This is a genomic window from Pseudomonas entomophila (assembly GCF_023277925.1).
Classification (GTDB): domain Bacteria; phylum Pseudomonadota; class Gammaproteobacteria; order Pseudomonadales; family Pseudomonadaceae; genus Aquipseudomonas; species Aquipseudomonas entomophila_D.
Window position 1 is genome coordinate 3918400 of the sequence record NZ_CP063832.1, and the last position, 23737, is coordinate 3942136.

General features: G+C 65.1%; 18 protein-coding genes and 1 pseudogene. 3 read left to right on the top strand and 16 right to left on the bottom strand.

The window, feature by feature from the left end:
• Window positions 1–243: 243 nt before the first annotated feature.
• The 11 genes from mdoH to hutC form a co-directional block, all read right to left on the bottom strand.
• Window positions 244–2811, bottom strand: a complete 2568-nt coding sequence (gene mdoH / locus IM733_RS17340) for a glucans biosynthesis glucosyltransferase MdoH (protein WP_248917762.1) — start codon at window positions 2809–2811, stop codon at window positions 244–246.
• Window positions 2804–4540 carry a glucan biosynthesis protein G gene (locus IM733_RS17345; protein ID WP_283107496.1) on the bottom strand — a complete coding sequence of 579 codons (1737 nt, stop codon included), beginning with the start codon at window positions 4538–4540 and terminating at the stop codon, window positions 2804–2806. Before IM733_RS17345 ends, mdoH begins: the two co-directional genes overlap by 8 nt.
• Window positions 4541–4803: 263 nt before the next feature.
• Window positions 4804–5241, bottom strand: coding sequence for a D-aminoacyl-tRNA deacylase (gene dtd / locus IM733_RS17350; RefSeq protein ID WP_248917764.1), 438 nt, complete (start codon window positions 5239–5241; stop codon window positions 4804–4806).
• On the bottom strand, window positions 5238–6209 hold the full coding sequence (gene pip, locus IM733_RS17355) for a prolyl aminopeptidase (RefSeq protein WP_248917765.1): 972 nt from the start codon (window positions 6207–6209) through the stop codon (window positions 5238–5240). The genes dtd and pip overlap by 4 nt, the downstream gene beginning before the upstream one ends.
• A gap of 219 nt (window positions 6210–6428) precedes the next feature.
• Window positions 6429–7232: an N-formylglutamate deformylase gene (gene hutG, locus IM733_RS17360; RefSeq protein WP_248917766.1), complete on the bottom strand. Its 804-nt coding sequence runs from the start codon at window positions 7230–7232 to the stop codon at window positions 6429–6431.
• Window positions 7233–7242: 10 nt separating this feature from the next.
• Window positions 7243–8448, bottom strand: coding sequence for an imidazolonepropionase (hutI, locus tag IM733_RS17365; protein ID WP_248917767.1), 1206 nt, complete (start codon window positions 8446–8448; stop codon window positions 7243–7245).
• 19 nt (window positions 8449–8467) lie between these two features.
• The gene (locus tag IM733_RS17370) at window positions 8468–9871 is read right to left on the bottom strand and encodes an amino acid permease (RefSeq protein WP_248917768.1); all 1404 of its coding nucleotides are present in this window, start codon (window positions 9869–9871) and stop codon (window positions 8468–8470) included.
• 105 nt (window positions 9872–9976) lie between these two features.
• Window positions 9977–11509: a histidine ammonia-lyase gene (gene hutH, locus IM733_RS17375; protein WP_248917769.1), complete on the bottom strand. Its 1533-nt coding sequence runs from the start codon at window positions 11507–11509 to the stop codon at window positions 9977–9979.
• A gap of 87 nt (window positions 11510–11596) precedes the next feature.
• Window positions 11597–13270 (bottom strand): urocanate hydratase, encoded by a 1674-nt coding sequence (gene hutU / locus IM733_RS17380; RefSeq protein ID WP_028688392.1) that lies wholly within the window; start codon window positions 13268–13270, stop codon window positions 11597–11599.
• Between the two features lie 224 nt (window positions 13271–13494).
• Window positions 13495–14067 carry a HutD/Ves family protein gene (locus IM733_RS17385; RefSeq protein ID WP_248917770.1) on the bottom strand — a complete coding sequence of 191 codons (573 nt, stop codon included), beginning with the start codon at window positions 14065–14067 and terminating at the stop codon, window positions 13495–13497.
• Window positions 14064–14774 (bottom strand): histidine utilization repressor, encoded by a 711-nt coding sequence (hutC, locus tag IM733_RS17390; RefSeq protein ID WP_248921194.1) that lies wholly within the window; start codon window positions 14772–14774, stop codon window positions 14064–14066. Before hutC ends, IM733_RS17385 begins: the two co-directional genes overlap by 4 nt.
• A gap of 145 nt (window positions 14775–14919) precedes the next feature.
• On the opposite strand from hutC, the gene IM733_RS17395 reads away from it, so the two are divergent.
• A complete protein-coding gene (locus tag IM733_RS17395) occupies window positions 14920–16284 on the top strand; it encodes a formimidoylglutamate deiminase (RefSeq protein ID WP_248917771.1) in 1365 nt (454 codons plus the stop codon).
• 124 nt (window positions 16285–16408) lie between these two features.
• Here the strand turns inward: IM733_RS17395 and IM733_RS17400 are convergent, their stop codons facing one another.
• Window positions 16409–16981: a lipocalin family protein gene (locus IM733_RS17400; RefSeq protein ID WP_248917772.1), complete on the bottom strand. Its 573-nt coding sequence runs from the start codon at window positions 16979–16981 to the stop codon at window positions 16409–16411.
• Window positions 16978–17232 carry an outer membrane protein assembly factor BamE domain-containing protein gene (gene bamE, locus IM733_RS17405; RefSeq protein ID WP_028688397.1) on the bottom strand — a complete coding sequence of 85 codons (255 nt, stop codon included), beginning with the start codon at window positions 17230–17232 and terminating at the stop codon, window positions 16978–16980. The genes IM733_RS17400 and bamE overlap by 4 nt, the downstream gene beginning before the upstream one ends.
• 224 nt (window positions 17233–17456) lie before the next feature.
• Between bamE and IM733_RS25790 the strand changes: the two are divergent.
• Both IM733_RS25790 and IM733_RS25795 read left to right on the top strand, forming a co-directional pair.
• Window positions 17457–18494, top strand: a pseudogene (locus tag IM733_RS25790) (HAMP domain-containing protein); the annotation flags it as partial.
• Between the two features lie 129 nt (window positions 18495–18623).
• Window positions 18624–19349, top strand: a complete 726-nt coding sequence (locus tag IM733_RS25795) for a methyl-accepting chemotaxis protein (protein WP_420806634.1) — start codon at window positions 18624–18626, stop codon at window positions 19347–19349.
• 81 nt (window positions 19350–19430) lie between these two features.
• Here the strand turns inward: IM733_RS25795 and IM733_RS17415 are convergent, their stop codons facing one another.
• The 3 genes from IM733_RS17415 to IM733_RS17425 form a co-directional block, all read right to left on the bottom strand.
• Entirely contained in the window at window positions 19431–20027 is a 597-nt protein-coding gene (locus IM733_RS17415; RefSeq protein WP_248917774.1) for a DUF924 family protein, read from the bottom strand.
• Window positions 20028–20030: 3 nt separating this feature from the next.
• Complete coding sequence (locus IM733_RS17420) at window positions 20031–21041, bottom strand: class 1 fructose-bisphosphatase (protein WP_011536096.1); 1011 nt, start codon at window positions 21039–21041, stop codon at window positions 20031–20033.
• A 213-nt stretch (window positions 21042–21254) separates the two neighbouring features.
• Complete coding sequence (locus IM733_RS17425) at window positions 21255–23720, bottom strand: glycogen/starch/alpha-glucan phosphorylase (protein WP_248917775.1); 2466 nt, start codon at window positions 23718–23720, stop codon at window positions 21255–21257.
• Window positions 23721–23737 lie beyond the last annotated feature (17 nt).

Here is a 23737-nt window from a genome sequence, read left to right on the forward strand (position 1 = left end):
AAGTCCCCTAGCAAGAAGTACACGATTTGTTCTTGTAAGCACGGCCTGACAGACCGATGCGTAATGTCGGGTGGGATGCTAACGCATGCGTGGGCCGGGACCTAGAGCCGGGGGGGACTTTGTTGGCCAAAAAAACAATAAGAAGGCGGGAGGTGTTGCCCCGGTTCACCGGCTAGCCGGCCCCTACGAGGTCGAGAGTGAACCTGTAGGAGCCGGCTTGCCGGCGAATGGGATGGATCAGACTCAAGCCAGGGCTGGCTGAGCCACGTGCTCCGGATGCAGCGGCAACAACGGCGAGTGCGGATCGTTGTCGATAGAGGTACGCCACACATCGATCCAGGCCGTGTTGTGCTCGGCCCAGACCCGTTCGTGCAGGCGCGACAGCGCCACCGGGTCGCTCAGCAGGGCCAGGCGGGTATTACCGTCCAGGCCTTTCGGGCCGACTTCCAGCGCCTTGGCCACGCGTTCTGCGCGCAATGCTTCGATCGGTGCGGCCTGGCTGTGACGCGCGGTAGCCATGGCGCAGGCCAGGGCGTTCTGGCGCGGGTCGACCACGGCACGCACGAAACCGTCGTGCAGGGCATGCCAGCGGTTCTCGTGGGTGTACTGGTCGGTGGCCAACAGCTCGGGCGGCGTCGCGTACTCCTCGGGGATGAGGAACAGCTTCTCGTCCCTGGCCGCCAGGCCCAGGCGCACGCGGCTGGAGATCACCGACACCGGGATCGACAGCACCAGCGAACCGACGATAGGCGCCAGCCACCACAGGAAGCTCGGGTTCAACCAGGCCACCAGGCCCGCCCAGGCAATGCCCAGCAAGGTCTGCGGGCCATGGCGGCGCACCGCTTCGCTCCACGGGGTGGAGTCGTCGTCACGCTGCGGCGAGTTCCAGGTCGCCGCCCAGCCGAGGAACGCGGCCAGCACGAAGCGGGTGTGGAAGATCATCCGCACCGGTGCCAACAGCATGGAGAACAGCATCTCCAGCAGCATCGACAGAGTGACCTTGATGCGCCCCCCGAACTCGGTGGCGCCCTTGGCCCAGATCAGGATGACGCTGAGCAGCTTGGGCAGGAACAGCAGCACGATAGTGGTGGAGAACAGCGCGATGGCTTTTTCCGGATGCCACTGCGGCCACAGCGGGTAGAGTTGGAACGGCTCGATGAAGTATTGCGGCTCCATCAGCGTGTTGGTCGCCAGCAGTGCGGTCGACAGCACCAGGAACAGGAACCACAGCGGCGCCGACAGGTACGACATCACCCCGGTGAGGAACACCGCGCGGTGTACCGGGTGCATGCCCTTGACCAGGAACAGGCGGAAGTTCATCAGGTTGCCGTGGCACCAGCGTCGGTCACGCTTGAGCTCGTCAAGCAAGTTCGGTGGCAGCTCTTCGTAGCTGCCCGGCAGGTCGTAGGCGATCCACACGCCCCAGCCGGCACGGCGCATCAACGCGGCTTCGACGAAGTCGTGGGAGAGGATCGCACCAGCGAAGGCGCCCTTGCCCGGCAGCGGCGCCAAGGCGCAGTGCTCGATGAACGGCTTCATGCGGATGATCGCGTTGTGGCCCCAGTAGTGCGACTCGCCCAACTGCCAGAAGTGCAGGCCGGCGGTGAACAGCGGGCCATACACACGGGTGGCGAACTGCTGCAGGCGCGCATACAGGGTGTCCATGCCCGAGGCCTTGGGCCCGGTCTGGATGATGCCGGCGTCCGGGTTGGCCTCCATCAGGCGCACCAGGCTGCTCAGGCACTCGCCGCTCATGACGCTGTCGGCGTCGAGCACGACCATGTACTTGTACTCGCCACCCCAGCGACGGCAGAAGTCGTCGAGGTTGCCGCTCTTGCGCTTCACACGGCGGCGGCGACGGCGGTAGAAGATGCGGCCGAAGCCTTTCGCCTCGCGGCACACGTCCAGCCAGGCCTGTTGTTCGGCGACGGCGATGTCGGTGTCGTTGGTGTCGCTGAGCACGAAGAAGTCGAAACGGTCGAGGTTACCGCTGGCGGCCACCGACTCGAACGTCGCGCGCAGGCCGGCGAACACACGCGGCACGTCTTCGTTGCAGATCGGCATCACCAGCGCCGTGCGCGCCTCGGGGGCGATCGGTTCGCTGCCGGCGCTGCTGCCGGAGATACGGTACTTGTCGCGCCCGGTGAGCAGCTCGAGGAAGCCCATCAGCGCGGTCCAGAAGCCCGCCGACACCCAGCAGAAGAGGATGCCGAAAAGGACCAGGATGGAGGTTTGCAAGGCGTAGGGCCAGACCTGGACCACCGTGTCCCAGAGCGGCTGGTGGACGACTTCGTCGAAGTCGACGAACGACCAGCCCTGGTACGGCAGGATGCCCTTCATGTACCAGCCGGCGACGAGGGTCTGGCCGATCATCAGGGTGAGCAGGATATAACGGCGGATCGAGCCGACCGTGCGCCAGCGCGCCGGCGGCAGCTCGCGCTTGGGCGGCTGCGGGGCGTTGGTGCGGCCGGTCATGCGCCGCCACATGCGAATCAGCACGTTGGTGCGCCACGGTTCGGGGACGACCTTGGTACGCTTGATCGGCGGGGCGATCTTCAGGCACAGCCGCCCGCTGGCGTCGACGCCAAGCATTTCGGCCTCCTCCAGCTCGGCGGCGCTGCCGACGGTGAGACGGGGGCCAACCGAGGCCTGGGCGGCCTCGGTGGTGCTGGCGGCCGGTTGGGCCGCCAGGTGTTGGTGCAGCTCGCTGAACGAGGTGCAGCGGGCGAGTTCCGCGCGCTGCTCGTCGCTCAGGGGGAGGTGGGCCAGGTACTCGCTCAGCGATTCCGGCCTTGCGCTTGAGTTACTCATCGGCAGGCAACTGATAGCTCCAGGTCTCGGTCAGCACTTTCTCGGTGGTGGCCGGGGTCCCGTTGGTGGATGCCGCGTCGGCGGCGGGTTGCTCGGCAGGCTGCTCGGCCTTGGCTTTTTCGGCCTTGGCGTGGGCATGCTTGGCCGCGGCCTTGTCCTGCTTGCTGTCCTTGGCGGGCTTGGGCGCCTCGACCGGTACGTCGCGCAGCAGCGCGGCACGCATCTCGGTGGCTTTCTTCGGATCCTGCACCTTCAGGCGCAGGGTCAGGCGCCAGCCCTTGGTTTCGGGGTTGTAGCGCAGGTTGTTCTCGACCACTTCGGCGTTGTCGCCAACGCTGACCTGGCTGCGCACGGCGGTATCCGCCGGCAGGGCGGCCAGGTTCGGGCCGATGAAGTCGACCAGGAAGGCGACGGTGCCGTCGGCCTGGCGGATCAGGTTGGACTGCTTGACGTCGCCGGTGGAGCGCAGGGTCTGCTTGACCCAGCCCAGCTCAGGCGAGTGCAGCTGATCTTCCTTGATAGTCCAGCGCAGGCGGTAGTCGTACTCGAACGGCTTGCCCACTTCTGGCAGCTTTTCCGGGCTCCAGAACGCCACGATATTGTCGTTGGTCTCGTCGGCGGTCGGGATCTCGACCAGATCGACGGTACCCTTGCCCCAGTCGCCTTTCGGTTCGATCCAGGTGCTTGGGCGCTTCTCGTATTCGTCGTCGAGGTCTTCGTAGTCGCTGAAGTCGCGCTGGCGCTGCAGCAGGCCGAAACCACGCGGGTTCTCCACGCTGAAGTTGCTCACGGCCAGGTGTTTCGGGTTGTTCAGCGGGCGCCACAGCCACTCGCCGTTGCCGGCATGGATCGACAAACCTTCGGAGTCGTGCAGGGCCGGGCGGTAGTTCATGACCTTCGACGGCTGGTTGGGGCCGAACAGGTACATGCTGGTCAGCGGTGCGATACCCAGGCGGCTGACGTTGTCACGCAGGTAGACGCGCGACTTGACGTCGACCAGGGTGTCCTCGCCCGGACGCAGGGTGAGCTTATAGGCGCCGGTGGAACGCGGCGAGTCGAGCAGCGCGTAGATCACCAGGTGCTTGTCTTTTGGCTTGGGCTTCTCGATCCAGAACTCGCGGAAGCGCGGGAACTCTTCGCCGGACGGCAGCGCGGTATCGATGGCCAGGCCACGGGCCGACAGGCCATAGCGGTGGCCCTTGCCGACCACGCGGAAGTAGCTGGCCCCCAGCAGGGTCATGATCTCGTCCTGCTTGTCAGCCTTGTTGATCGGGTAGAGCACGCGGAAACCGGCGTAACCGAGGTTCTTGGTGGCCTCGGCGTCGTGCGGCACGTCACCGAACTCGAAGCGGCTCGGGTCGTACTTGATTTCTTCGACCTTGTTGGCGGTGATCTCGTTGATCGTCACCGGCGTGTCGAAGTGCATGCCCTGGTGGTAGAACGAGAGCTTGAACGGCGTCTTGTCCTTGGCCCACTCGGCCTTTTCCTGCAGGAAGCGGATCTTCTGGTAGTCGGCGTACTTCATGTCGCGGAACACCGGAGGCAGGTTGCTCTTCGGTGCCTCGTACTTCTGGCCGGCCAGATCCTTTGCCTTGGCTGCAACATCGTCCAGATTGAATGCCCACAGCTGGCCCGCGCTCAACAGGCCGACCAGCGCCACGCCGGCCAGCATGGCCTTGCGCAGCCGGGTACCGGGGATTCTAGGTGCAATACAGGGGCTTACAATCACGAGCAATCCTCGCCGAAAACAGATCATGAAACCAACGGCCAGCGACCAATGCCGGGTTGGCGAGCACTGTTCGGACCCCGTGAGGGCGTAATGATTCCCCAAACGGATCCAGACAATGCTCGAGTCAAAGTGAAACGAACCTGCGAACGCAGGTCCATGCAGCGCGCGATTATCCAGCAGGTCGCGTTACAACGCATCAGGCTGAACAAACTATTTATCGTACAAAACCCCTTGTTTTTCGACAAACAAGGGGTTTTTTGACCTCATATTTGTAACATAAATGTTACCGGGCCATCATTGACCAGATGCACCTGCATGTCTGCACCGAAGCGACCGCTGGCCACAGCGGGGTGCTGGCCCTGCGCTCGTTGCAGCAGATAATCGAAAAGCTCGGCACCGAGCGCCGGTGGCGCCGCCGTCGAGAAGCTCGGGCGCATGCCGTTGCGAGTGTCGGCGGCCAGGGTGAACTGCGACACCAGCAGCAGGCCACCGCCGATATCCTTGAGCGAGCGGTTCATCTTGCCTTGCTCGTCGCTGAACACCCGGTAGTTCAGCAGTTTGTGCAACAGCTTGTCGGCATGCTCGGGCGTATCTTCAGGCTCGACCGCCACCAGCGCCAGCAAGCCGTTGTCGATGGCGCCCACGATCTCCCCCGCCACTTCCACCCGCGCGCCGCGAACGCGCTGGATCAACCCCTTCATGCTTCTTCCAGGGGCAGGTCGAGCAGGCGGCGGGCCATCTGGTCGGCGGCGCGCACCAGAGCATCGGTGATACCCGGCTCGGAGGCGGCGTGACCGGCGTCGCGAATGACCTTCAGCTCGCTGTTCGGCCAGGCCTGGTGAAGTTCCCAGGCGTTGTCCAGCGGGCAGATGACGTCGTAGCGACCATGCACGATCACCGCCGGCAGGTGGGCGATCTTCGGCATGTCGCGAATCAGCTGGTCCTGCTCGAGGAAGGCGTTGTTGGTGAAGTAGTGGCATTCGATACGGGCGATCGACAGGGCGCGCTGCGGCTCGGAGAAGCGGTCGACCACCAGAGGGTTCGGGCGCAGTGTGGCGGTGCGACCCTCCCAGGTGGACCAGGCCTTGGCCGCATGCATCTGGGCAATCTGGTCGTTGCCGGTCAGGCGCTTGTGGAAGGCCTTGACCAGGTCGCCGCGCTCTTCCGGCGGGATCGGCGCGATGTAATCCTGCCAGTAGTCGGGGAACAGACGTCTGGCGCCCTCCTGGTAGAACCAGCTGATTTCCTGCGGGCGGCACAGGAAGATCCCGCGCAGGATCAGGCCATGCACGCGTTCGGGGTGGGTCTGGGCGTAGGCCAGGGCCAGTGTCGAACCCCACGAGCCGCCGAACAGCACCCATTTGTCGATGCCCAAGTGCTCGCGAATGCGCTCAAGGTCCTCGACCAGGTGCCAGGTGGTGTTGTTCTCCAGGCTCGCGTGGGGCGTGGAGCGGCCACAGCCGCGCTGGTCGAAGGTGATGATGCGGTACAGATTCGGGTCGAAGTAGCAACGGCTTTGCGCGTCGCAGCCAGCGCCCGGGCCGCCGTGGATGAACACCACGGGCAGACCTTCCGGCGAGCCGCTTTCGTCGACATACAGCACATGCGGCGCTTCCACGGCCAGATCGTGCCGGGCGTAGGGTTTGATCTGCGGGTACAGGGTCTGCATTGCGCACTCCGTGTGAGGTTTTTATCTGCCGTTGGGCATCATAAACCTGAATTGCGCGAAGAGCATGTGTCCGTGCGAATTGCCCCGTTCGCCGGCGCCAACGGGGTAGTCATGGGCCCAGATTCGGCACCCCCTGTAGGAGCCGGCCTGGCCGGCGAATGGCCGCTGCCGGCAGCACGAGACCGTTGCTCCCACAGGTTCCGGGAGACCCTGTCAGCCCTAGCGCCCGTAGCGCTCCCGCCCCCACTGCAAGGTGGTTTCCAGCAGGCGACGCAACACCACCTGGGTCGGTTGCGCCAGGTCTTGGCGATACGCGAACGGCTCCACTTCCTCCATGTAGGTGCTCTGCGCCAACTCCAATTGCACCGCATGCGTATGACTGGCCGGATCCCCATAGTGCCGGGTGATGTGCCCGCCCTTGAAACGGCCGTTGAGCACATGGGTGTAGCCGGCGAATTCGGCGCACACGCCTTGCAGGCGCTCGGCCAACTGCGGGTCGCAACTGGCGCCATTGAAGGTGCCCAGGTTGAAGTCCGGCAGCTTGCCGTCGAACAGGTGCGGGATCAGCGAACGGATCGAGTGGGCATCCCACAGCAATGCATAGCCGTATTCATCGCGCAGGCGTGCCAATTCACCCCGAATCGTGTCGTGATACGGGCGCCAGATCTGCTCCAGGTAGGTCGCCCGCTCATCAACGGTGGGTACCTGCCCTTCCTTGAACAACGGTTCGCCATCGAACAACGTTGCCGGATACAGGCCGGTGGTGGCGCCGACGTACAGCGGCTTGTCGTCATCCGGCCGGTTGAGGTCGATGACGAACCGCGAATACTCCGCTGCCACCACGCTGGCCCCCATTTCACGGGCAAAGTCGTACAGGCGCGGGATATGCCAGTCGGTGTCCGGCAGGCTGCGCGCTGGCTCGACCAGGCCATCGCGCACGGCGGCAGTCAAATTCAACCCGGCGTGGGGCATGCTGATCAACAAGGGCAGGCGGCCCTGGTGGAAACTCAAAACCTTGTCCATGTCGCCTCGCTCAATTGGATATTTCATGGCCCAGGCGCACCACGCGCTTGGGCAGGTCGCCGCCGAGCCAGTAGCTGAGGTCGGCCGGGCGCTCGATCTGCCAGGCGACGAAGTCCGCCACCTTGCCCACTTCCAGCGAACCATGGCTGCGGCCCAGCCCCAGTGCCGTGGCGGCGTGCAGGGTGACGCCGGCCAGGGCTTCTTCCGGGGTCATGCGGAAACAGGTGCAGCCCATGTTCAGCATCAGGCGCAGCGACAGCCCTGGCGAGGTGCCGGGGTTGAGGTCGCTGGCCAGGGCAATCTTCACCCCATGGCGGCGCAAGGCATCCATCGGCGGCAGTTGGGTTTCACGCAGGAAATAGAACGCGCCTGGCAGCAGCACGGCCACCGTGCCGGCCTGGGCCATGGCGATGGCGTCCTCTTCAGTCATGAACTCCAGGTGGTCGGCTGACAGCGCCTGGTAGCGCGCGGCCAGGCTGGAGCCGTGCAGCGACGACAACTGCTCGGCGTGCAGCTTGACTGGCAGCCCCAGCTCGCGCGCCTTGATGAACAGGCGCTCGACCTGGGCTGGCGAAAACGCCAGGTGTTCGCAGAAGGCATCCACCGCGTCCACCAGCCCCTCGGCGGCCAGTGCCGGGAGCATCTGGTCGCAGATATGGTCGATGTAGTCGTCCGCCCTGCCCACGTACTCGGGCGGCAAGGCGTGGGCGGCCAGGCAGGTGCTGCGCACAGTCACCGGCAGTTCCTCGCCTAGGCGCCGGGCGACGCGCAGCATCTTGCGTTCGTTCTCGAGGTCCAGGCCATAGCCGGACTTGATCTCGATCGTGGTTACGCCGTCGCGCATCAGCGCCTGGACCCGCTGCCGGGCACTGCCCAGCAGCGCTTCCTCGCTAGCCGCGCGGGTAGCCCGCACGGTGCTGGCGATACCACCGCCCTGAGCCGCGATCTCGGCATAGCTCACGCCCTGCAGGCGCTGCTCGAACTCGCCGCTGCGGTTACCACCGAACACCGCGTGGGTGTGGCAGTCGATCAGCCCGGGGGTGACCCAGGCGCCGTCCAGGTCGACGACGCGGTCGGCCGCGACCGGCGGTACTCCACCGCGCGGGCCGATCCACTCGATCAAGCCCGCGCTGGTGACGATCGCCGCGTCCTCGATGATCGAGTAGCGGCCCTCGGCCATGGTCGCTGCGTGGCAGTGCTGCCAGAGGGTTCTCATCAGGATCTCCTTGTTAGCTTCAACGGTGCAGCTCGGCCGGCGCCCGGGCAGGCTCGCCACCACCGGCGCGTGGCTTGCACCACAGCAGGTAGGACGCGACCAGGAACACCACCCAGATCACACCGACGATCAACGCCGCCTGGGTGTCGGGGAAGTAGCCGAGCACTCCGAAGATGAACACCATGAACGCGATGGCCAGGGCCGGCCCATAAGGCCAGAACGGTACAGGGAACTTGAGCTGGGCGACCTCTTCGCGGCTCATGCTGCGGCGCATGGCCACCTGGGTGACCAGGATCATCAGCCACACCCACACAGTGGCGAAGGTGGCGATGGAGGCGATCAGCAGGAACACGTTCTCCGGGATCAGGTAGTTGAGCAGCACGCCAATCAGCAGCGCCGCACCCATCACCACCACGGTCATCCACGGTACGCCGTGCTTCGACAGTTTGCCGAAACCACGCGGCGCCTGGCCATGCTGGGCCAGGCCGTACATCATGCGACCAGCGCCAAAGATGTCACTGTTGATGGCCGAAATCGCCGCCGAGATCACCACGATATTGAGCACGGCCGCAGCGGAGCCGATGCCCAGGTTGCTGAAGATCTGCACGAACGGGCTGCCCTGGCTGCCGATCTGCGGCCACGGGTACAGGCACATCAGCACGAACAGGGTGAGCACATAGAACAGCAGGATGCGCAGCGGCACGGCGTTGATCGCCTTTGGGATCACCCGCTGGGGGTCTTTCGCCTCACCGGCGGTGACGCCGATGATCTCGATACCGCCGAAAGCGAACATCACCACTGCGAACGAGGCGATCAGGCCACTGACGCCATTGGGCATGAAGCCGCCGTGGTCGAACAGGTTGCTCACCCCGACCGCGTGCCCGGTACCCACCTGGCTGAAGCCGAAGGCCATGATGCCCAGGCCTGCGAGGATCATCGCGACGATGGCGCCGACCTTGAGCAGCGACAGCCAGAACTCCATCTCGCCGAAGACCCGCACGTTGCACAGGTTCAGGCCACCGATCAGGAACACGATGCCCAGCACCCAGATCCAGCGGGCGACCTCCGGGAACCAGAAGCCCATGTAGATACCGAAGGCGGTCACGTCGGCGATGGCGACGATGACCATCTCGAAAGCGTAGGTCCAGCCGAGGATGAAGCCGGCCATGGGGCCGAGGTAGGTGCTGGCGTAGTGGCCAAAGGAGCCGGCCACCGGGTTGTGCACGGCCATCTCGCCGAGGGCGCGCATCACCATGAAGACCGCGGCGCCACCGATCAGGTAGGCCAGCAGCACGGCCGGGCCGGCCATCTGGATGGCCGAGGCGGAACCGTAGAAAAGCCCGGTACCGATTGCCGAACCGAGCGCCATGAAACGGATATGCCGGGCCGATAGCCCGCGCTTGAGACCTTGAGCTTGTTGCATGTCACGTCCTTATTGTTGTTCTGGTCGTGAGTATGAGGGCCGTTCGCCGGCAAGCCGGCTCCTACAGAGAACCCCGTAGGAGCCGGCTTGCCGGCGAATGCGGTATTACAGGCTAGGCAGGACCCCAGCTGGCAGCAGGCCAGTCAAGGTGCCTTTGGCCAGCAGCGTGCAGGCGGCCTCGATGTCCGGCGCGAAGAAGCGGTCGCGGTCATAGTGCGGCACTTCGCGACGCAGCGCCTGGCGCGCCTGCTCCAGCTTGACCGAGGTCTTCAGCCCCTTGCGCAGGTCCAGGCCCTGGCAGGCGCCCAGCCATTCGATGGCCAGCACGCCACGGGTGTTCTCGGCCATTTCCCACAGGCGCTTGCCGGCGGCCGGGGCCATCGACACGTGGTCTTCCTGGTTGGCCGAGGTCGGCAGGCTGTCAACGCTGTGCGGGTGCGACAGCGCCTTATTCTCGCTGGCCAGCGCGGCGGCGGTGACCTGGGCAATCATGAAGCCGGAGTTGACCCCACCGTTCTCCACCAGGAATGGCGGCAGCTGGGACATGTGCTTGTCCATCATCAGCGAGATGCGGCGCTCGCTCAGCGAACCGATTTCAGCGATCGCCAGGGCGATATTGTCGGCGGCCATGGCCACGGGCTCGGCGTGGAAGTTGCCGCCAGAGATCACGTCGCCCTCAGCAGCGAACACCAGCGGGTTGTCCGACACGGCGTTGGCTTCGATGCCCAGCACTTCGGCGGCCTGGCGGATCTGCGTGAGGCAGGCGCCCATGACCTGCGGCTGGCAGCGCAGGGAATAAGGGTCCTGGACCTTGTCGCAGTTCTTGTGCGACAGCGACACTTCGCTGGAGTCGCCCAGCAGGTCGCGGAAGCAGGCGGCGGTGTCGATCTGGCCACGCTGGCCACGCACGGCATGGATGCGCGCATCGAACGGCGAGCGCGAACCCAGCGCCGCCTCGACGCTCAGGCCGCCACAGGCGATGGCCGCGGCGTACAGGTCTTCGGCCTGGAACAGGCCGCGCAGGGCATAGGCGGTGGACGCCTGGGTGCCGTTGAGCAGGGCCAGGCCTTCTTTGGCGGCCAGCGTCAGCGGCTCCAGGCCGGCAACGGCCAGGGCCTCGGTAGCCGACAGCCACTGGCCCTTGTAGCGGGCCTTGCCCTCGCCCAGCAGCACCAGCGACATGTGCGCCAGCGGTGCCAGGTCGCCGGAGGCGCCGACCGAACCCTTAAGCGGGATGTGTGGGTAGACTTCGGCGTTGACCAGGGCGATCAGCGCGTCGATCACTTTGCGCCGGATGCCGGAGAAGCCACGGCTGAGGCTGTTGATCTTGAGCACCATGATCAGGCGCACCAGGTCGTCGTCCAGCGGCGCGCCGATACCGGCGGCGTGGGACAGCACCAGCGAACGCTGCAGGTTCTCCAGGTCGTGGCTGGCGATGCGGGTCGAGGCCAGCAGGCCGAAACCGGTGTTGATGCCGTAGGCGGTGCGGTCCTCGGCGATGATCTGCTCGACGCAGGCGACGCTGGCGTCGATGGCCGGCGCGGCGCTGGCGTCCAGTTGCAGGCGCACGGGCGCGGCATGGATGGCGCGCAGTTGGGCCAGGGTCAGGGTGCCGGGCTTGAGGGTCAATTCGGTCACTTCGCTACTCCAATCGCTTGGGGCCACACTGGGCCCCTTCTTGTTGTTCAGTATCACCCTTGCAGGGTGCGATCCAAAGCGCAGCGATCAGCCGGTGATCATCGGCAGGTCCAGGCCCTGCTCCTTGGCACAATCGATGGCGATCTGGTAGCCAGCATCGGCGTGGCGCATCACACCGGTGCCCGGGTCGTTGGTCAGTACGCGGGCGATGCGCTCGGCGGCTTCATCGGTACCGTCGCAGACGATGACCATGCCCGAGTGCTGGGAGAAGCCCATGCCCACACCACCGCCGTGGTGCAGCGAAACCCAGGTAGCGCCGCCTGCGGTGTTGAGCAGGGCATTGAGCAGCGGCCAGTCAGAGACGGCGTCGGAGCCATCGCGCATGGCTTCGGTCTCACGGTTGGGGCTGGACACCGAGCCCGAGTCCAGGTGGTCACGGCCGATCACTACCGGTGCCGACAGCTCGCCGCTGCGCACCATTTCGTTGAACGCCAGGCCCAGCTTGGCACGCAGGCCCAGGCCAACCCAGCAGATACGTGCCGGCAGGCCCTGGAAGCTGATGCGCTCGCGGGCCATGTCCAGCCAGCGGTGCAGGTGGGCGTCGTCCGGGATCAGCTCCTTGACCTTGGCGTCGGTCTTGTAGATGTCTTCTGCATCGCCCGACAGCGCGGCCCAGCGGAACGGGCCGACACCGCGGCAGAACAGCGGGCGGATGTAGGCCGGCACGAAGCCTGGGAAGTCGAAGGCGTTGGCCACGCCCTCTTCCTTGGCCATCTGGCGGATGTTGTTGCCGTAGTCGAAGGTCGGGATGCCCTGCTTCTGGAAGTCGAGCATGGCTTTTACGTGCACGGCCATCGACTGCTTGGCGGCCTTCACCACGGCTGCCGGGTCGGTCTGGGCGCGGTCGCGGTACTGCTCCCAGGTCCAGCCGGCCGGCAGGTAGCCGTTGAGCGGGTCGTGGGCACTGGTCTGGTCGGTGACCATGTCCGGGCGCACGCCACGCTTGACCAGTTCCGGCAGGATTTCGGCGGCGTTACCGTGCAGGGCGATGGAGATGGCCTTGCCTTCGGCGGTGTACTTGGCGATGCGCGCCAGGGCGTCGTCCAGGTCCTTGGCCTGCTCATCGACGTAGCGGGTTTCCAGGCGGAAATCGATGCGGCTCTGCTGGCACTCGATGTTCAGCGAGCAAGCGCCGGCAAGCGTGGCGGCCAGTGGCTGGGCGCCACCCATGCCGCCCAGGCCCGCGGTCAGGACCCACTTGCCCTTGAGGCTGCCGTTGTAGTGCTGGCGGCCGGCCTCGACGAAGGTTTCGTAGGTACCCTGGACGATGCCCTGGCTGCCGATGTAGATCCAGCTGCCGGCGGTCATCTGGCCGTACATGGCCAGGCCTTTGGCGTCCAGTTCGTTGAAGTGTTCCCAGTTGGCCCAGTGCGGCACCAGGTTGGAGTTGGCGATCAGCACGCGCGGGGCGTTGCTGTGGGTCTTGAACACGCCGACCGGCTTGCCCGACTGCACCAGCAGGGTTTCGTCGTCTTCCAGGCGGGTCAGGGTCTCGACGATCTTGTCGTAGCACTCCCAGTTACGCGCGGCGCGGCCGATGCCGCCGTACACCACCAGCTCTTTGGGGTTCTCGGCGACCTGCGGGTCGAGGTTGTTCATCAGCATGCGCAGCGGGGCTTCAGTCAGCCAGCTCTTGGCGGTCAGCTTGTTGCCACGCGGGGCGCGGATTTCTACGTCACGGTATTTGTTGTTGTCAGTCACGGGAAAGGTCCTCTGCGGTCATCCGACGGCATGTATGTGTCGTGGCAACTATACAAACACATCTTTACTTGTATGTACAAGCATAGGCAACCAAAAAAGACCGACCGTTCCTCGGATGAAAAAAAAGGCCGCGAGGCGACCTTGGAATACTTCTGTAGGAGCCAGCCTTGCTGGCGAACCGCCCGTCCGGGCATATTCGCCAGCAAGGCTGGCTCCTACACATGTCAGCGTGGCATCAGCTCGATCAGGCAGAACCGCCCCTGCACATCCAGCTCCAGCAGGCCCTCGTTGCCATCGATCCGCAGGCAGTCATACCGCCCAAGCTGCTGTGTGCTCTGCCCGGCCAGCGCCACCTCGACATGATTGCCGGCGGCAAACAGCAACACCGTCGATGCCGAACTGAACAACCGACTGCTGCCATCCAGCCACTGCAAGCGCGCCCGATACCGCTGCGGCGCGTAGATCAGGTTGAAATCGCGAATCGCCCCGCCCAGCAGCTTGCAGCTGACCTGGCTCTCGCCACTGAAGGCGAACGCATCGAACGGCAGCAGCGGCCGAGTGGCCTGGCCGTCGACCAACAGGCGCATACCATCGCCCTGCAGCACGGTGATGATCCGCTGATAGCCAGTAAAGGTGGAAAAGCCACCGGACTCCTCGATATCGGCGATCGACAGGCGCCAGCCGAAACCGTCCAGGCTGTCGCCTGCATCACGGGTGATCTCTTCGGTGAAACCACCACCGTTCTTCCAGGGCATGCGCGGGTAGTCGTGGGCGCGCAACAGCTGCAGCTGGCTCATTTGCTGAATCGTCCTTCAAGGCGATGACGGGAACCGGGATGGATCAAGCGCGCGGCAGTCACCGGCTGGCGGCCCGACCAGGTGCGGCGGCGGATCAGCAGGCAGGGCTCGCCCCGCTCGATCTGCAACAGCTTGCATTCTTCAGGCTCGGCGAGGATGGCCTCGACCACGTGCTCGCCTTCGGTGAGCGGCGCGACCTGCGACAGATAGGCGTAGGGCGTCTGTCGGGTGAAGTCCTGCTGGAGGTAGTCCGGGGCGATGGCCGCGTTGACGTAGCGGTCTTCGATCTGCACCGGCACGCCGTTCTCGTAGTGCACGATCAACGAGTGGAACACCCGCTGGCCTTCGCGCATATCCAAAGCCAGGGCGCGCTCGGAGCCAGCGGCTTCCTCGGCGAGCGTGATCACCTGGCAGCTATGCTGGTGGCCACGGCCGGCGATCTCGTCGGCGATGTTGTTGACCTCGAACAGCGCCGAGCGGGTCTTGGGCTCAGCGACGAAGGTGCCGACCCCCTGCATGCGCACCAGCAGGCCTTCGGCGGTCAGTTCGCGCAAGGCGCGGTTGATGGTCATGCGGCTGAAACCCAGCTCGCTGACCAGTTCGCTCTCGGAGGGCACCCGGTGATGGGGCGGCCAGCTGCCGCTCTCGATCTGCTGGATGATCATCTGTTTCACCCGGGCGTAGAGCGGCGCCGGCCCTTCGCCCATCTGGGCAACCAGCGCGGAGACAGGAAGTGTCGGCACGGCGTTGAGTCCTTGTACGGTTGGAGTGAACGGTAGCTTGCCGGAGTTTACCCGGCAGGCAAACAGCTGTATATGTATATACAAGTTGAACAATAACAGGATTTCACCGATGCCAGCCTATTTCGCCGAACGTGCCCTGCTACCCACGGGCTGGGCCCGCAATGTCCGCCTGGAGGTCGCCGCCGATGGCCGGCTGGCCGCGATCATGGCCGATGCCGACGCCGAGGGCGCCGAGCGCCTGGCCGGCCCGCTGCTGCCGGGCATGCCGAACCTGCACTCGCACGCGTTCCAACGGGCCATGGCGGGGCTGGCGGAAGTGGCCGGCAACCCCAACGACAGTTTCTGGACCTGGCGCGACCTCATGTATCGCCTGGTCGGGCGCATCACCCCCGAGCAGTTGCAAGTCATCGCCCGCCAGCTCTACATCGAGATGCTCAAGGCCGGCTACACCTCGGTGGCGGAATTCCACTACGTGCACCATGACCAGGCCGGCCAGCGTTACGCCGACCCGGCCGAGCTGTCCCGGCGTATCAGCGCCGCCGCCGCGACCAGCGGCATCGGCCTGACCCTGCTGCCGGTGCTCTACAGCCACTCGGGCTTTGGCGGGCAGACACCTAATGAGGGGCAGCGTCGCTTCATCAACTCGACAGAACACTATCTGCGCCTGCAACAGCAACTTGCACCACTGCTGGCGCAACAGCCAGCGCAGCAGCTGGGGCTATGCTTCCACTCGCTGCGCGCCGTCACACCCGGGCAGATCGCCGACGTGCTGGGTGCCAGTGACACCACCTGTCCGATCCATATCCATATCGCCGAACAGCAGAAGGAGGTCGACGATTGCCTGGCCTGGAGCCGCCGTCGCCCGCTGCAATGGCTGTACGAGCATGTCGATGTGGATGAGCGCTGGTGCCTGGTCCACGCCACCCACGCCGGAGCCGACGAAGTCGCCGCCATGGCTCGCAGTGGCGCGGTGGCCGGGTTGTGCCTGACCACCGAGGCCAACCTGGGCGACGGCATCTTCCCCGCAGTGGACTACCTGGCCCAGGGCGGGCGCATGGGCATCGGCTCGGACAGCCATGTGTCGCTGAGCGTGGTCGAGGAATTGCGCTGGCTGGAGTACGGCCAGCGCCTGCGCGACCAACGGCGCAACCGGCTTTATGGCGCGGACCAGCCGATGGTCGGGCGAACCCTGTACGACGCCGCGCTGGTGGGTGGCGCCCAGGCACTGGGCCAGCCGATCGGCGAACTGGCGGTGGGCAAGCGGGCTGATTGGTTGGTGCTCGACGGGCAGGACCCGTACCTGGCCGTGGCCGATGGCGACGCCATCCTGAACCGCTGGCTGTTCGCCGGCGGCGACCGCCAGGTGCGCGATGTGATGGTCAACGGCCAGTGGCTGGTGCGCCAGGGGCGGCATGATCAGGAAGAGGAAAGCGCGGTGGCATTTGTCGAGGTGTTGCGCCAGCTTCTGGCCTGAGCACATAGCCTGTAGGGGCGGCTTCAGCCGCGAAGCAAACAACGCGGTGCCAGCCCCGGCCTTGCCGGGGTTCGCGGCTAAAGCCGCTCCTACAGGTCCCTGCAATGCAAGCAGCCTTATGGCCTCAATGCCGGGCAACGATATCCTTGTCCGGCGAACGCCAGATCAACCGGCTGGTATCGAAGCCCTGCTGCCGCGCCCTGGCCAGCAGGTTCTCCCGCTCCCAGGCCGGTAGCGAAGGCGTACGCGACAGTATCCACAGGTACTTGCGGTCCGGGCTGCCGACGATCGCCGTGCGATAGCGATCATCCACGTAGAGAATCCAGTAGGCGCCCTTGGCCACGCCAGGCACCAGCCGGGTGAACCAGTTGTCGAACTCCACCCACAGTTTGTCGGTGTGCCCCGGCTGCTGCGGCGTGGCATGGCCCTCGGCACGCAGCCACTCATCACCCATCGTGCGGCAACGGTTGAGCACGCCCACGCTGCCGTCCGGCTTGAGGTTGTAGTGGGCCTCGGACTGGGCGCAGCCGTCCTGGTACTTCATCGGCAGACGCGCCAGCTCGAACCACTTGCCCTGATAACGCTTCAGATCGACCGCACCTGCGGTCTTCGGTGCCAGCGGGTCGGTGGCCGAGGTGGCGCAGCCACCGAGCAGCATCACCAGGCAGACCCCCAACAGCAGGTGCAGGCGCCTCATTTGAGCCCCTGCCCGGAATACATCAGGACCTTGTCGGCTGCGTACTGCACGCTGATGAAGCTTTTCTCGTCGCCCCAGGTGCAACTGCTCATGCCCAGCGCGCCGGAGCACTCTTTCGGCGATCCGAGCAACTGCTCGACCTCGGCCTTGTTCATGCCGGCCTTGAGCTTGGAATAGTTTTCCTGGTTGATCTTGCTGCAAGCGGTCAGGACGACGCACAAGGACAACAGGGCGAGGGAACGCAACGACATGAAGGGACACTCCTGGAGATGGGTACACAGGTATGAGGGCCTGTAGGGAGCTTAGAAGGGAAAATGGCTGCTCGGTTCCCTGTGCGTCGAGGTTTCGTTGTGCGCCGTTGGTCGCCTGGTGCGCAAACGATTAATGTTTTATCCCGGCGTGACGACACAGAGCCGTGGTGTGGCCTTTTGCCGCACCCGCCCCTCCTTCGTGCCCGTGCGCAGACTTCAAAAAAATGACCAAGAACCTCAAGTTCAGCCACAAGATCCTGCTGGCCGCCGCCCTGGTGGTGGCCGTCGCCTTCACCTGCTTCGTCCTGTTCAACGACTACCGACAGCGCCAGTCGCTGCGTAGCGACACCGAGTCGACGTTGCAGTCACTGGGCAACCTCACCGCCGGCAACATCCGCACCTGGCTCGACAGCCGCATCCAGCTGGTGAACTCGGTAGCCCAGCAGGTGGCCGTCGACGGCCCAGGCAAGAGCAGCCTCGACCGCATCCTGGCGCTGCCGGTGTATGGCAGCAACTTCATCCTCACCTACTTCGGCGGCCAGGACGGCAGCATGCAATCAGTACCGGTGGGCAACCGCGCCGCCGACTACGACCCGCGCGTGCGCGGCTGGTACAAGGCGGCCAGCGCGGCGGGCCAGACCATCGTCACCGAGCCGTACATCTCGGTCTCGGCCGGCAAGCTGGTGATCACCCTCGCCACCCCGGTGCAACAGGGTGGGCGCATGATCGGCGTGAGTGGCGTCGACACCGACCTGCAGACCATCAGCAACCTGATCAACACCCTGGACTTTGGCGGCCGTGGGCATGCCTTCATCGTCAACGGCGAAGGCAAGGTGCTCATCCATCCCAAAGCCGAGCTGGCGCTCAAGGCCCTGGCCGACGTCTACCCTGGCAGCGACCTGCGCATTGGCAGCGGCCTGAAAGAAGTCGAAGTCGACGGCCGCAAGCAGTTCATCAGCTTCACCCATGTCGACGGCGTGCCGTCGGCGGACTGGTACGTGGCGCTGGTGCTGGACCAGGATGCCGCCTTCGCCATGCTGGGCGAACTGCGCACCTCGGCGGTGGTGGCGACGCTGATCGCGGTGATGGTGATCATCGCCCTGCTGGGCCTGCTGATCCGCGTGCTGATGGAGCCGCTGCATATCATGGGCCGCGCCATGCGCGACATCGCCGAGGGCGAAGGCGACCTGACCCGGCGCCTGAACATCCACGCCCAGGACGAGTTCGGCAGCCTGGCGCAGTCGTTCAACCGTTTCGTCGAGCGCATCCACGAATCGATCCGTGAAGTGGCCTCGGCCACCGGCCAGGTGAATGCCGTGGCCAGCCAGGTGGTCAACGCCTCCAACGCCTCGATCCACAACGCCGACCAGCAGTCGAGCCGCACCAGCAGCGTGGCCGCGGCGATCAACCAGCTGGGGGCCGCCGCCCAGGAAATCGCCCAGAACGCCGCCCTCGCCTCGCAGCACTCCAGCGCCGCCCGGGGCTTGGCCGAGGAAGGCCAGCAGGTGGTCGGCGAGACCATCGACGTGATGAATCAGCTGTCGGCGCGCATCAGCGACGCCAGCGGCAATATCGAGACCTTGAACAACCACACGGCGAACATCGGCCAGATCCTCGATGTGATCAGCGGCATCTCGCAGCAAACCAACCTGCTGGCGCTGAACGCCGCGATCGAGGCCGCCCGCGCCGGTGAGGCCGGCCGTGGCTTCGCCGTGGTGGCGGACGAAGTGCGCAACCTGGCCCACCGTACCCAGGATTCGGCGCAGCAGGTGCAGCGCCTGATCGAAGAGTTGCAGGCCGGCGCCCAGGTGGCGGTCAGCACCATGAACCAGAGCCAGGCGCACAGCGACCGCAGCGTGGGCATCGCCAACCAGGCCGGCGAGCGCCTGGGCAGCGTCACCCAGCGCATCGGCGAGATCGATGGCATGAACCAGTCGGTGGCCACCGCCACCGAAGAGCAGACGGCCGTGGTCGAGTCGATCAATGTCGACATCAACGAGATCAATACGTTGAACCAGGAAGGGGTGCACAACCTGCAGAGCACCTTGCGTGCCTGCACCGACCTTGAGCATCAGGTCGAGCGGTTGAAGCATCTGGTGGGTAGCTTCAGGATCTGAAGCATTCGCCGGCAAGCCGGCTTCTACGAGTCCCCGTAGGAGCCGGCTTGCCGGCGAACAGGCTGCAAGGCAGCCGTCGTATCAGAACCTGGACCCAGGCTCGAGCAAGAAGTCCATCTCCTCGCTGGTGCTCGGCCGCCCCAGCACCAGGTTGCGGTGCGGGAAGCGACCGAACCGGGCAATCACCCGCTGGTGCTGTTCCGCGTAGTCGAGGAAGCCTTCGAACAACCGGCGGTTGGCCTCCGGTTGCTCAGCCAGCAGCACCTGATAGCGCTCGACGCACAGGTTCTGCCAATCCAGCACCTCGGCATGCTCCAGCACCAGCAGCACGAACACCCGCTGGATCGGCAGCAGCTGATAGTCCCAGCCCTTCTGCAACCCCTGCATCGCCACTACCTGGGCACGCCGGTCACCCTCGAAGGCACGCGGCGTGTCGCGATAGATCATGCGCGGCAGCTGATCCAGCAGAATCAGCAACCCCAGCCAGCCCTGCGGGCTCTGCTGCCACTCGTCGAGCCCGCCCGCCAGGGCGTGCTCGACCAGGTCGCCGAACATGGCGTGGGCATCGGCATCATGATGCTTGCCGAACCACAGCGTGTTCTTCTCGTCAGCCACGGCCTGGGGACTCGTGCCCCAACCGAACCACCACTCCAGCAACGGCTGCCAAGGTGCGAGCATGGCTTACTCCTTGTGGTAGGCGGTGACGCGCTCGACCTCTTCCTTCGAACCGAGGATGACCGACACGCGCTGGTGCAGGCTCTCCGGCTTGATGTCGAGGATGCGATCGTAACCGTTGGTGGAGGCGCCGCCGGCCTGCTCGATGATGAACGACATCGGGTTGGCCTCGTACATCAGGCGCAGCTTGCCCGGCTTGCTCGGCTCACGGGCGTCGCGCGGGTACATGAACAGGCCGCCACGGGTCAGGATGCGGTGCACGTCGGCCACCATCGAGGCGATCCAGCGCATGTTGTAGTTCTTTTTCAGCGGGCCGGTCTCACCCGCCAGCAGCTCGCCCACGTAGCGCTGTACCGGGGCTTCCCAGTGGCGCTGGTTGGACATGTTGATGGCGAACTCAGCGGTGGTTTCCGGCACGCGGATGTTTTCGTGGGTGAGCACGAAGCTGCCCAGTTCACGGTCCAGGGTGAAGCCCTTGACGCCGTTACCCAGGGTCAGGATCAGCATGGTCTGCGGGCCGTAGATGGCGTAGCCGGCGGCGACCTGCTCGGTGCCTGGCTGCAGGAAGGCTGCTTCGTTGAGGCTTTCGTTCTGGCTCAGGTACTGGTTAGGGCAGCGCAGTACCGAGAAGATGGTGCCGACCGAGACGTTGACGTCGATGTTCGACGAGCCGTCCAGCGGGTCGAAGACCAGCAGGTACGCGCCTTTGGGGTACTTGCCCGGGATCTGGTAGGCGTTGTCCATCTCTTCGGACGCCATGCCGGCCAGGTGGCCGCCCCACTCGTTGGCTTCGAGCAGAATATCGTTGGAGATCACGTCGAGCTTCTTCTGCACCTCGCCCTGCACGTTTTCGGTGCCCATGCTGCCCAGCACGCCGCCGAGGGCGCCCTTGGAAACGTGGTGGCTGATCTCCTTGCACGCACGCGCCACCACTTCGATCAGGAAGCGCAGATCGGCAGGGGTATTGTTGCTGCGGGTCTGCTCAATCAGATAGCGACTCAGGGTAACGCGGGACATGTATGGCTCCGAAATGGAAAGGGGGAGAAAAACCCCCGCAGTTTACAGGGAGAGTGCAGCGCTAGCGAGCAAAGAGACTCGTCTGGGGGGCTTGAGTTCAGCGAGAAGCAGGCCAGTGGTCGGCTTGAGCCTTGTGCAGCGGCGGTTCGCCGGCAAGGCCGGCTTCTACAGGGCGCATGTAGGAGCCGGCCTTGCCGGCGAACTGCGGACGACTCAATCCAGCGCCTTCCAGATCTCGGTCGCATACTCGCGAATGGTTCGGTCCGACGAGAACCAGCCCATCCGCGCCGTATTGAGCACCGCCATGCGCCACCACTCCTGCGGCGCATGCCACAACTCCTCGACCCGGCGCTGGGCATCCCAGTACGTATCGAAATCGGCGCACACCAGGAAGCGGTCATGGGCAATCAACCCATCGATCAACCCGGCATAGCGCGCCGGATCGTCCGGCGAGAACACCCCGCTGCGGATCGCCTGCAACACATCCCCCAGGCGGTGCGAGGCGGCGATCGCCGCGGCGGCGCCAAAATCGCCGCTGCGCTTGCGCGCCTCCACCTGCTGGGCGGTCAAGCCGAAGATGAACATGTTCTCCGCCCCCACTTGCTCGCACATCTCGACGTTGGCGCCATCGAGCGTACCGATGGTCAGCGCGCCGTTGAGGCCGAACTTCATGTTGCTGGTGCCAGACGCTTCGTAGCCCGCGGTAGAGATCTGCTCGGACAGGTCCGCCGCCGGGATGATGCTCTCGGCCAGGCTGACGTTGTAGTTGGGCAGGAACACCACCTTGAGCAGGCCGCGCACGGTGGGGTCGTTGTTGACCACCCGGGCGATATCGTTGGCCAGCTTGATGATCAGCTTGGCCTGGTGATAGCTGGCCGCGGCCTTGCCGGCGAACAGCTTCACCCGTGGCACCCAGTCGATGCCGGGGTCGTTGCGGATGGCCTGGTACAGCGCCACGGTGTGCAGCAGGTTGAGCAACTGGCGCTTGTACTCGTGAATACGCTTGACCTGCACGTCGAACAACGCCTCGGGATTGACCGTAACCCCCAGGCGGTCCTGGATGAGGCTGGCCAGGGCGCGCTTGCTGTGCAGGCGCTGGGCGGCGAACTGCGTGCGGAAGGTGGCCTTGTCAGCGAACGGCACCAGCGCCTTGAGCCGGCCTTCCGGGTCGTCCAGCACCTCCGGCCCCAGTGCCTCGATCAGCATGGCGGTGAGCGGCGGGTTGGCCTGGTACAGCCAGCGGCGGAAAGTGATGCCGTTGGTCTTGTTGTTGATCCGCTGCGGGTAAAGCTTGTGCAGTTCGGCGAACACCGTGCTTTTCATCAGCTTGCTGTGCAGCGCCGACACACCGTTGACGCTGTGCGAGCCAAGGAAGGCCAGGTTGCCCATGCGCACCCGCCGGCCATTGTCCTCCTCGATCAGCGACACCGCGCGCAACACATCGAAGTCGTGCAGGCCTTTGGCGCGCAGCGAGTCGATGTGATAGGCGTTGATCAAATAGATGATCTGCATGTGCCGCGGCAGCATGCGCTCCATCAACGCCACCGGCCAGGTTTCCAGCGCCTCGGGCAACAGGGTGTGGTTGGTGTAGGCCAGGGTGTCGACCGTCAGTTGCCAGGCCTTGTCCCAGGGAATCTCGTGCTGGTCGACCAGCAGCCGCATCAGTTCGGCGACAGCGATCGACGGGTGCGTGTCATTGAGCTGGATTGCGGCGGCATCCGGCAGGTTCATCAGGGTTTCGTGCATGTTCAGGTGGCGACGCAGCAGGTCCTGCAACGAGGCGGAGACGAAGAAGTACTCCTGGCGCAGGCGTAATTCCTGGCCGGCCTCGGTACTGTCGGCCGGGTACAGCACCCGCGAGATGCTCTCGGCCCGGGCCACTTCGGCCACCGCCCCCAGGTGATCGCCGGCGTTGAACCGTTCAAGATGCAACTCCTCCAGGGCCCGGGCACGCCACAAGCGCAGGGTGTTGACGCTGGCCCCGCGCCAGCCGACCACCGGCGTGTCGTAGGCCACCGCCCGCACCGTCTCGCCTGGCCACCAGACCTGACGCTGATGGCCACTGGCTTCGGTCACGGTCTCGACACTGCCACCGAAGCTGATCGGGTAGATCACTTCGGCTCGCTCGAACTCCCAGGGGTTGCCGAAATCCAGCCAGTTCTCGGTCTGCTCCTGCTGCCAGCCATCGACCACCGCCTGGCGGAACAGGCCGTGCTCGTAGCGGATGCCATAACCATGGGCGGCGATGCCCAAGGTCGACATGCTCTCCATGAAGCACGCCGCCAGGCGGCCGAGGCCACCGTTGCCCAACGCCGCGTCGGGCTCGAGCAAGCGAATGCGCTCAAGGTCCACGTCCAGCCCTTGCAGGGCCTCGCGGGCGATCTCCAGGTAACCGAGGTTGCTCAAGCTGTCGTACAGCAAGCGGCCGATGAGGAATTCGAGGGAGAGGTAATAGACACGCTTCTGGCTGCGTCGGTAGGCCCGCCGGGTGTGGTCCATCCAGTGATCGACCATGTGATCGCGGGCTGCCAGGGCGATGGCTTCGAACCAGTCGTGGTCGAAGGCGTGCTCCGGGTCCTTGCCGACCGCGTAGGTCAGCTTGGCCAGCACGGCGGCGCGGAAAGCCGCCACCTCTGCACTATGGGCCTTTTCGTCACGGGCTTCGGTTTCCTGGGACATGGGGCATCCTCGGGCAA

Bases quoted from the DNA above. Each gene is read 5' to 3' on its own strand.
- mdoH (WP_248917762.1), bottom strand. From the start codon at position 2,811: ATGAGTAACTCAAGCGCAAGGCCGGAATCGCTGAGCGAGTACCTGGCC.
- dtd (WP_248917764.1), bottom strand. From the start codon at position 5,241: ATGAAGGGGTTGATCCAGCGCGTTCGCGGCGCGCGGGTGGAAGTGGCG.
- pip (WP_248917765.1), bottom strand. From the start codon at position 6,209: ATGCAGACCCTGTACCCGCAGATCAAACCCTACGCCCGGCACGATCTG.
- hutG (WP_248917766.1), bottom strand. From the start codon at position 7,232: ATGGACAAGGTTTTGAGTTTCCACCAGGGCCGCCTGCCCTTGTTGATC.
- hutI (WP_248917767.1), bottom strand. From the start codon at position 8,448: ATGAGAACCCTCTGGCAGCACTGCCACGCAGCGACCATGGCCGAGGGC.
- IM733_RS17370 (WP_248917768.1), bottom strand. From the start codon at position 9,871: ATGCAACAAGCTCAAGGTCTCAAGCGCGGGCTATCGGCCCGGCATATC.
- IM733_RS17385 (WP_248917770.1), bottom strand. From the start codon at position 14,067: ATGAGCCAGCTGCAGCTGTTGCGCGCCCACGACTACCCGCGCATGCCC.
- hutC (WP_248921194.1), bottom strand. From the start codon at position 14,774: ATGGGCGAAGGGCCGGCGCCGCTCTACGCCCGGGTGAAACAGATGATC.
- IM733_RS17395 (WP_248917771.1), top strand. From the start codon at position 14,920: ATGCCAGCCTATTTCGCCGAACGTGCCCTGCTACCCACGGGCTGGGCC.
- IM733_RS17400 (WP_248917772.1), bottom strand. From the start codon at position 16,981: ATGAGGCGCCTGCACCTGCTGTTGGGGGTCTGCCTGGTGATGCTGCTC.
- bamE (WP_028688397.1), bottom strand. From the start codon at position 17,232: ATGTCGTTGCGTTCCCTCGCCCTGTTGTCCTTGTGCGTCGTCCTGACC.
- IM733_RS17415 (WP_248917774.1), bottom strand. From the start codon at position 20,027: ATGCTCGCACCTTGGCAGCCGTTGCTGGAGTGGTGGTTCGGTTGGGGC.
- IM733_RS17420 (WP_011536096.1), bottom strand. From the start codon at position 21,041: ATGTCCCGCGTTACCCTGAGTCGCTATCTGATTGAGCAGACCCGCAGC.
- IM733_RS17425 (WP_248917775.1), bottom strand. From the start codon at position 23,720: ATGTCCCAGGAAACCGAAGCCCGTGACGAAAAGGCCCATAGTGCAGAG.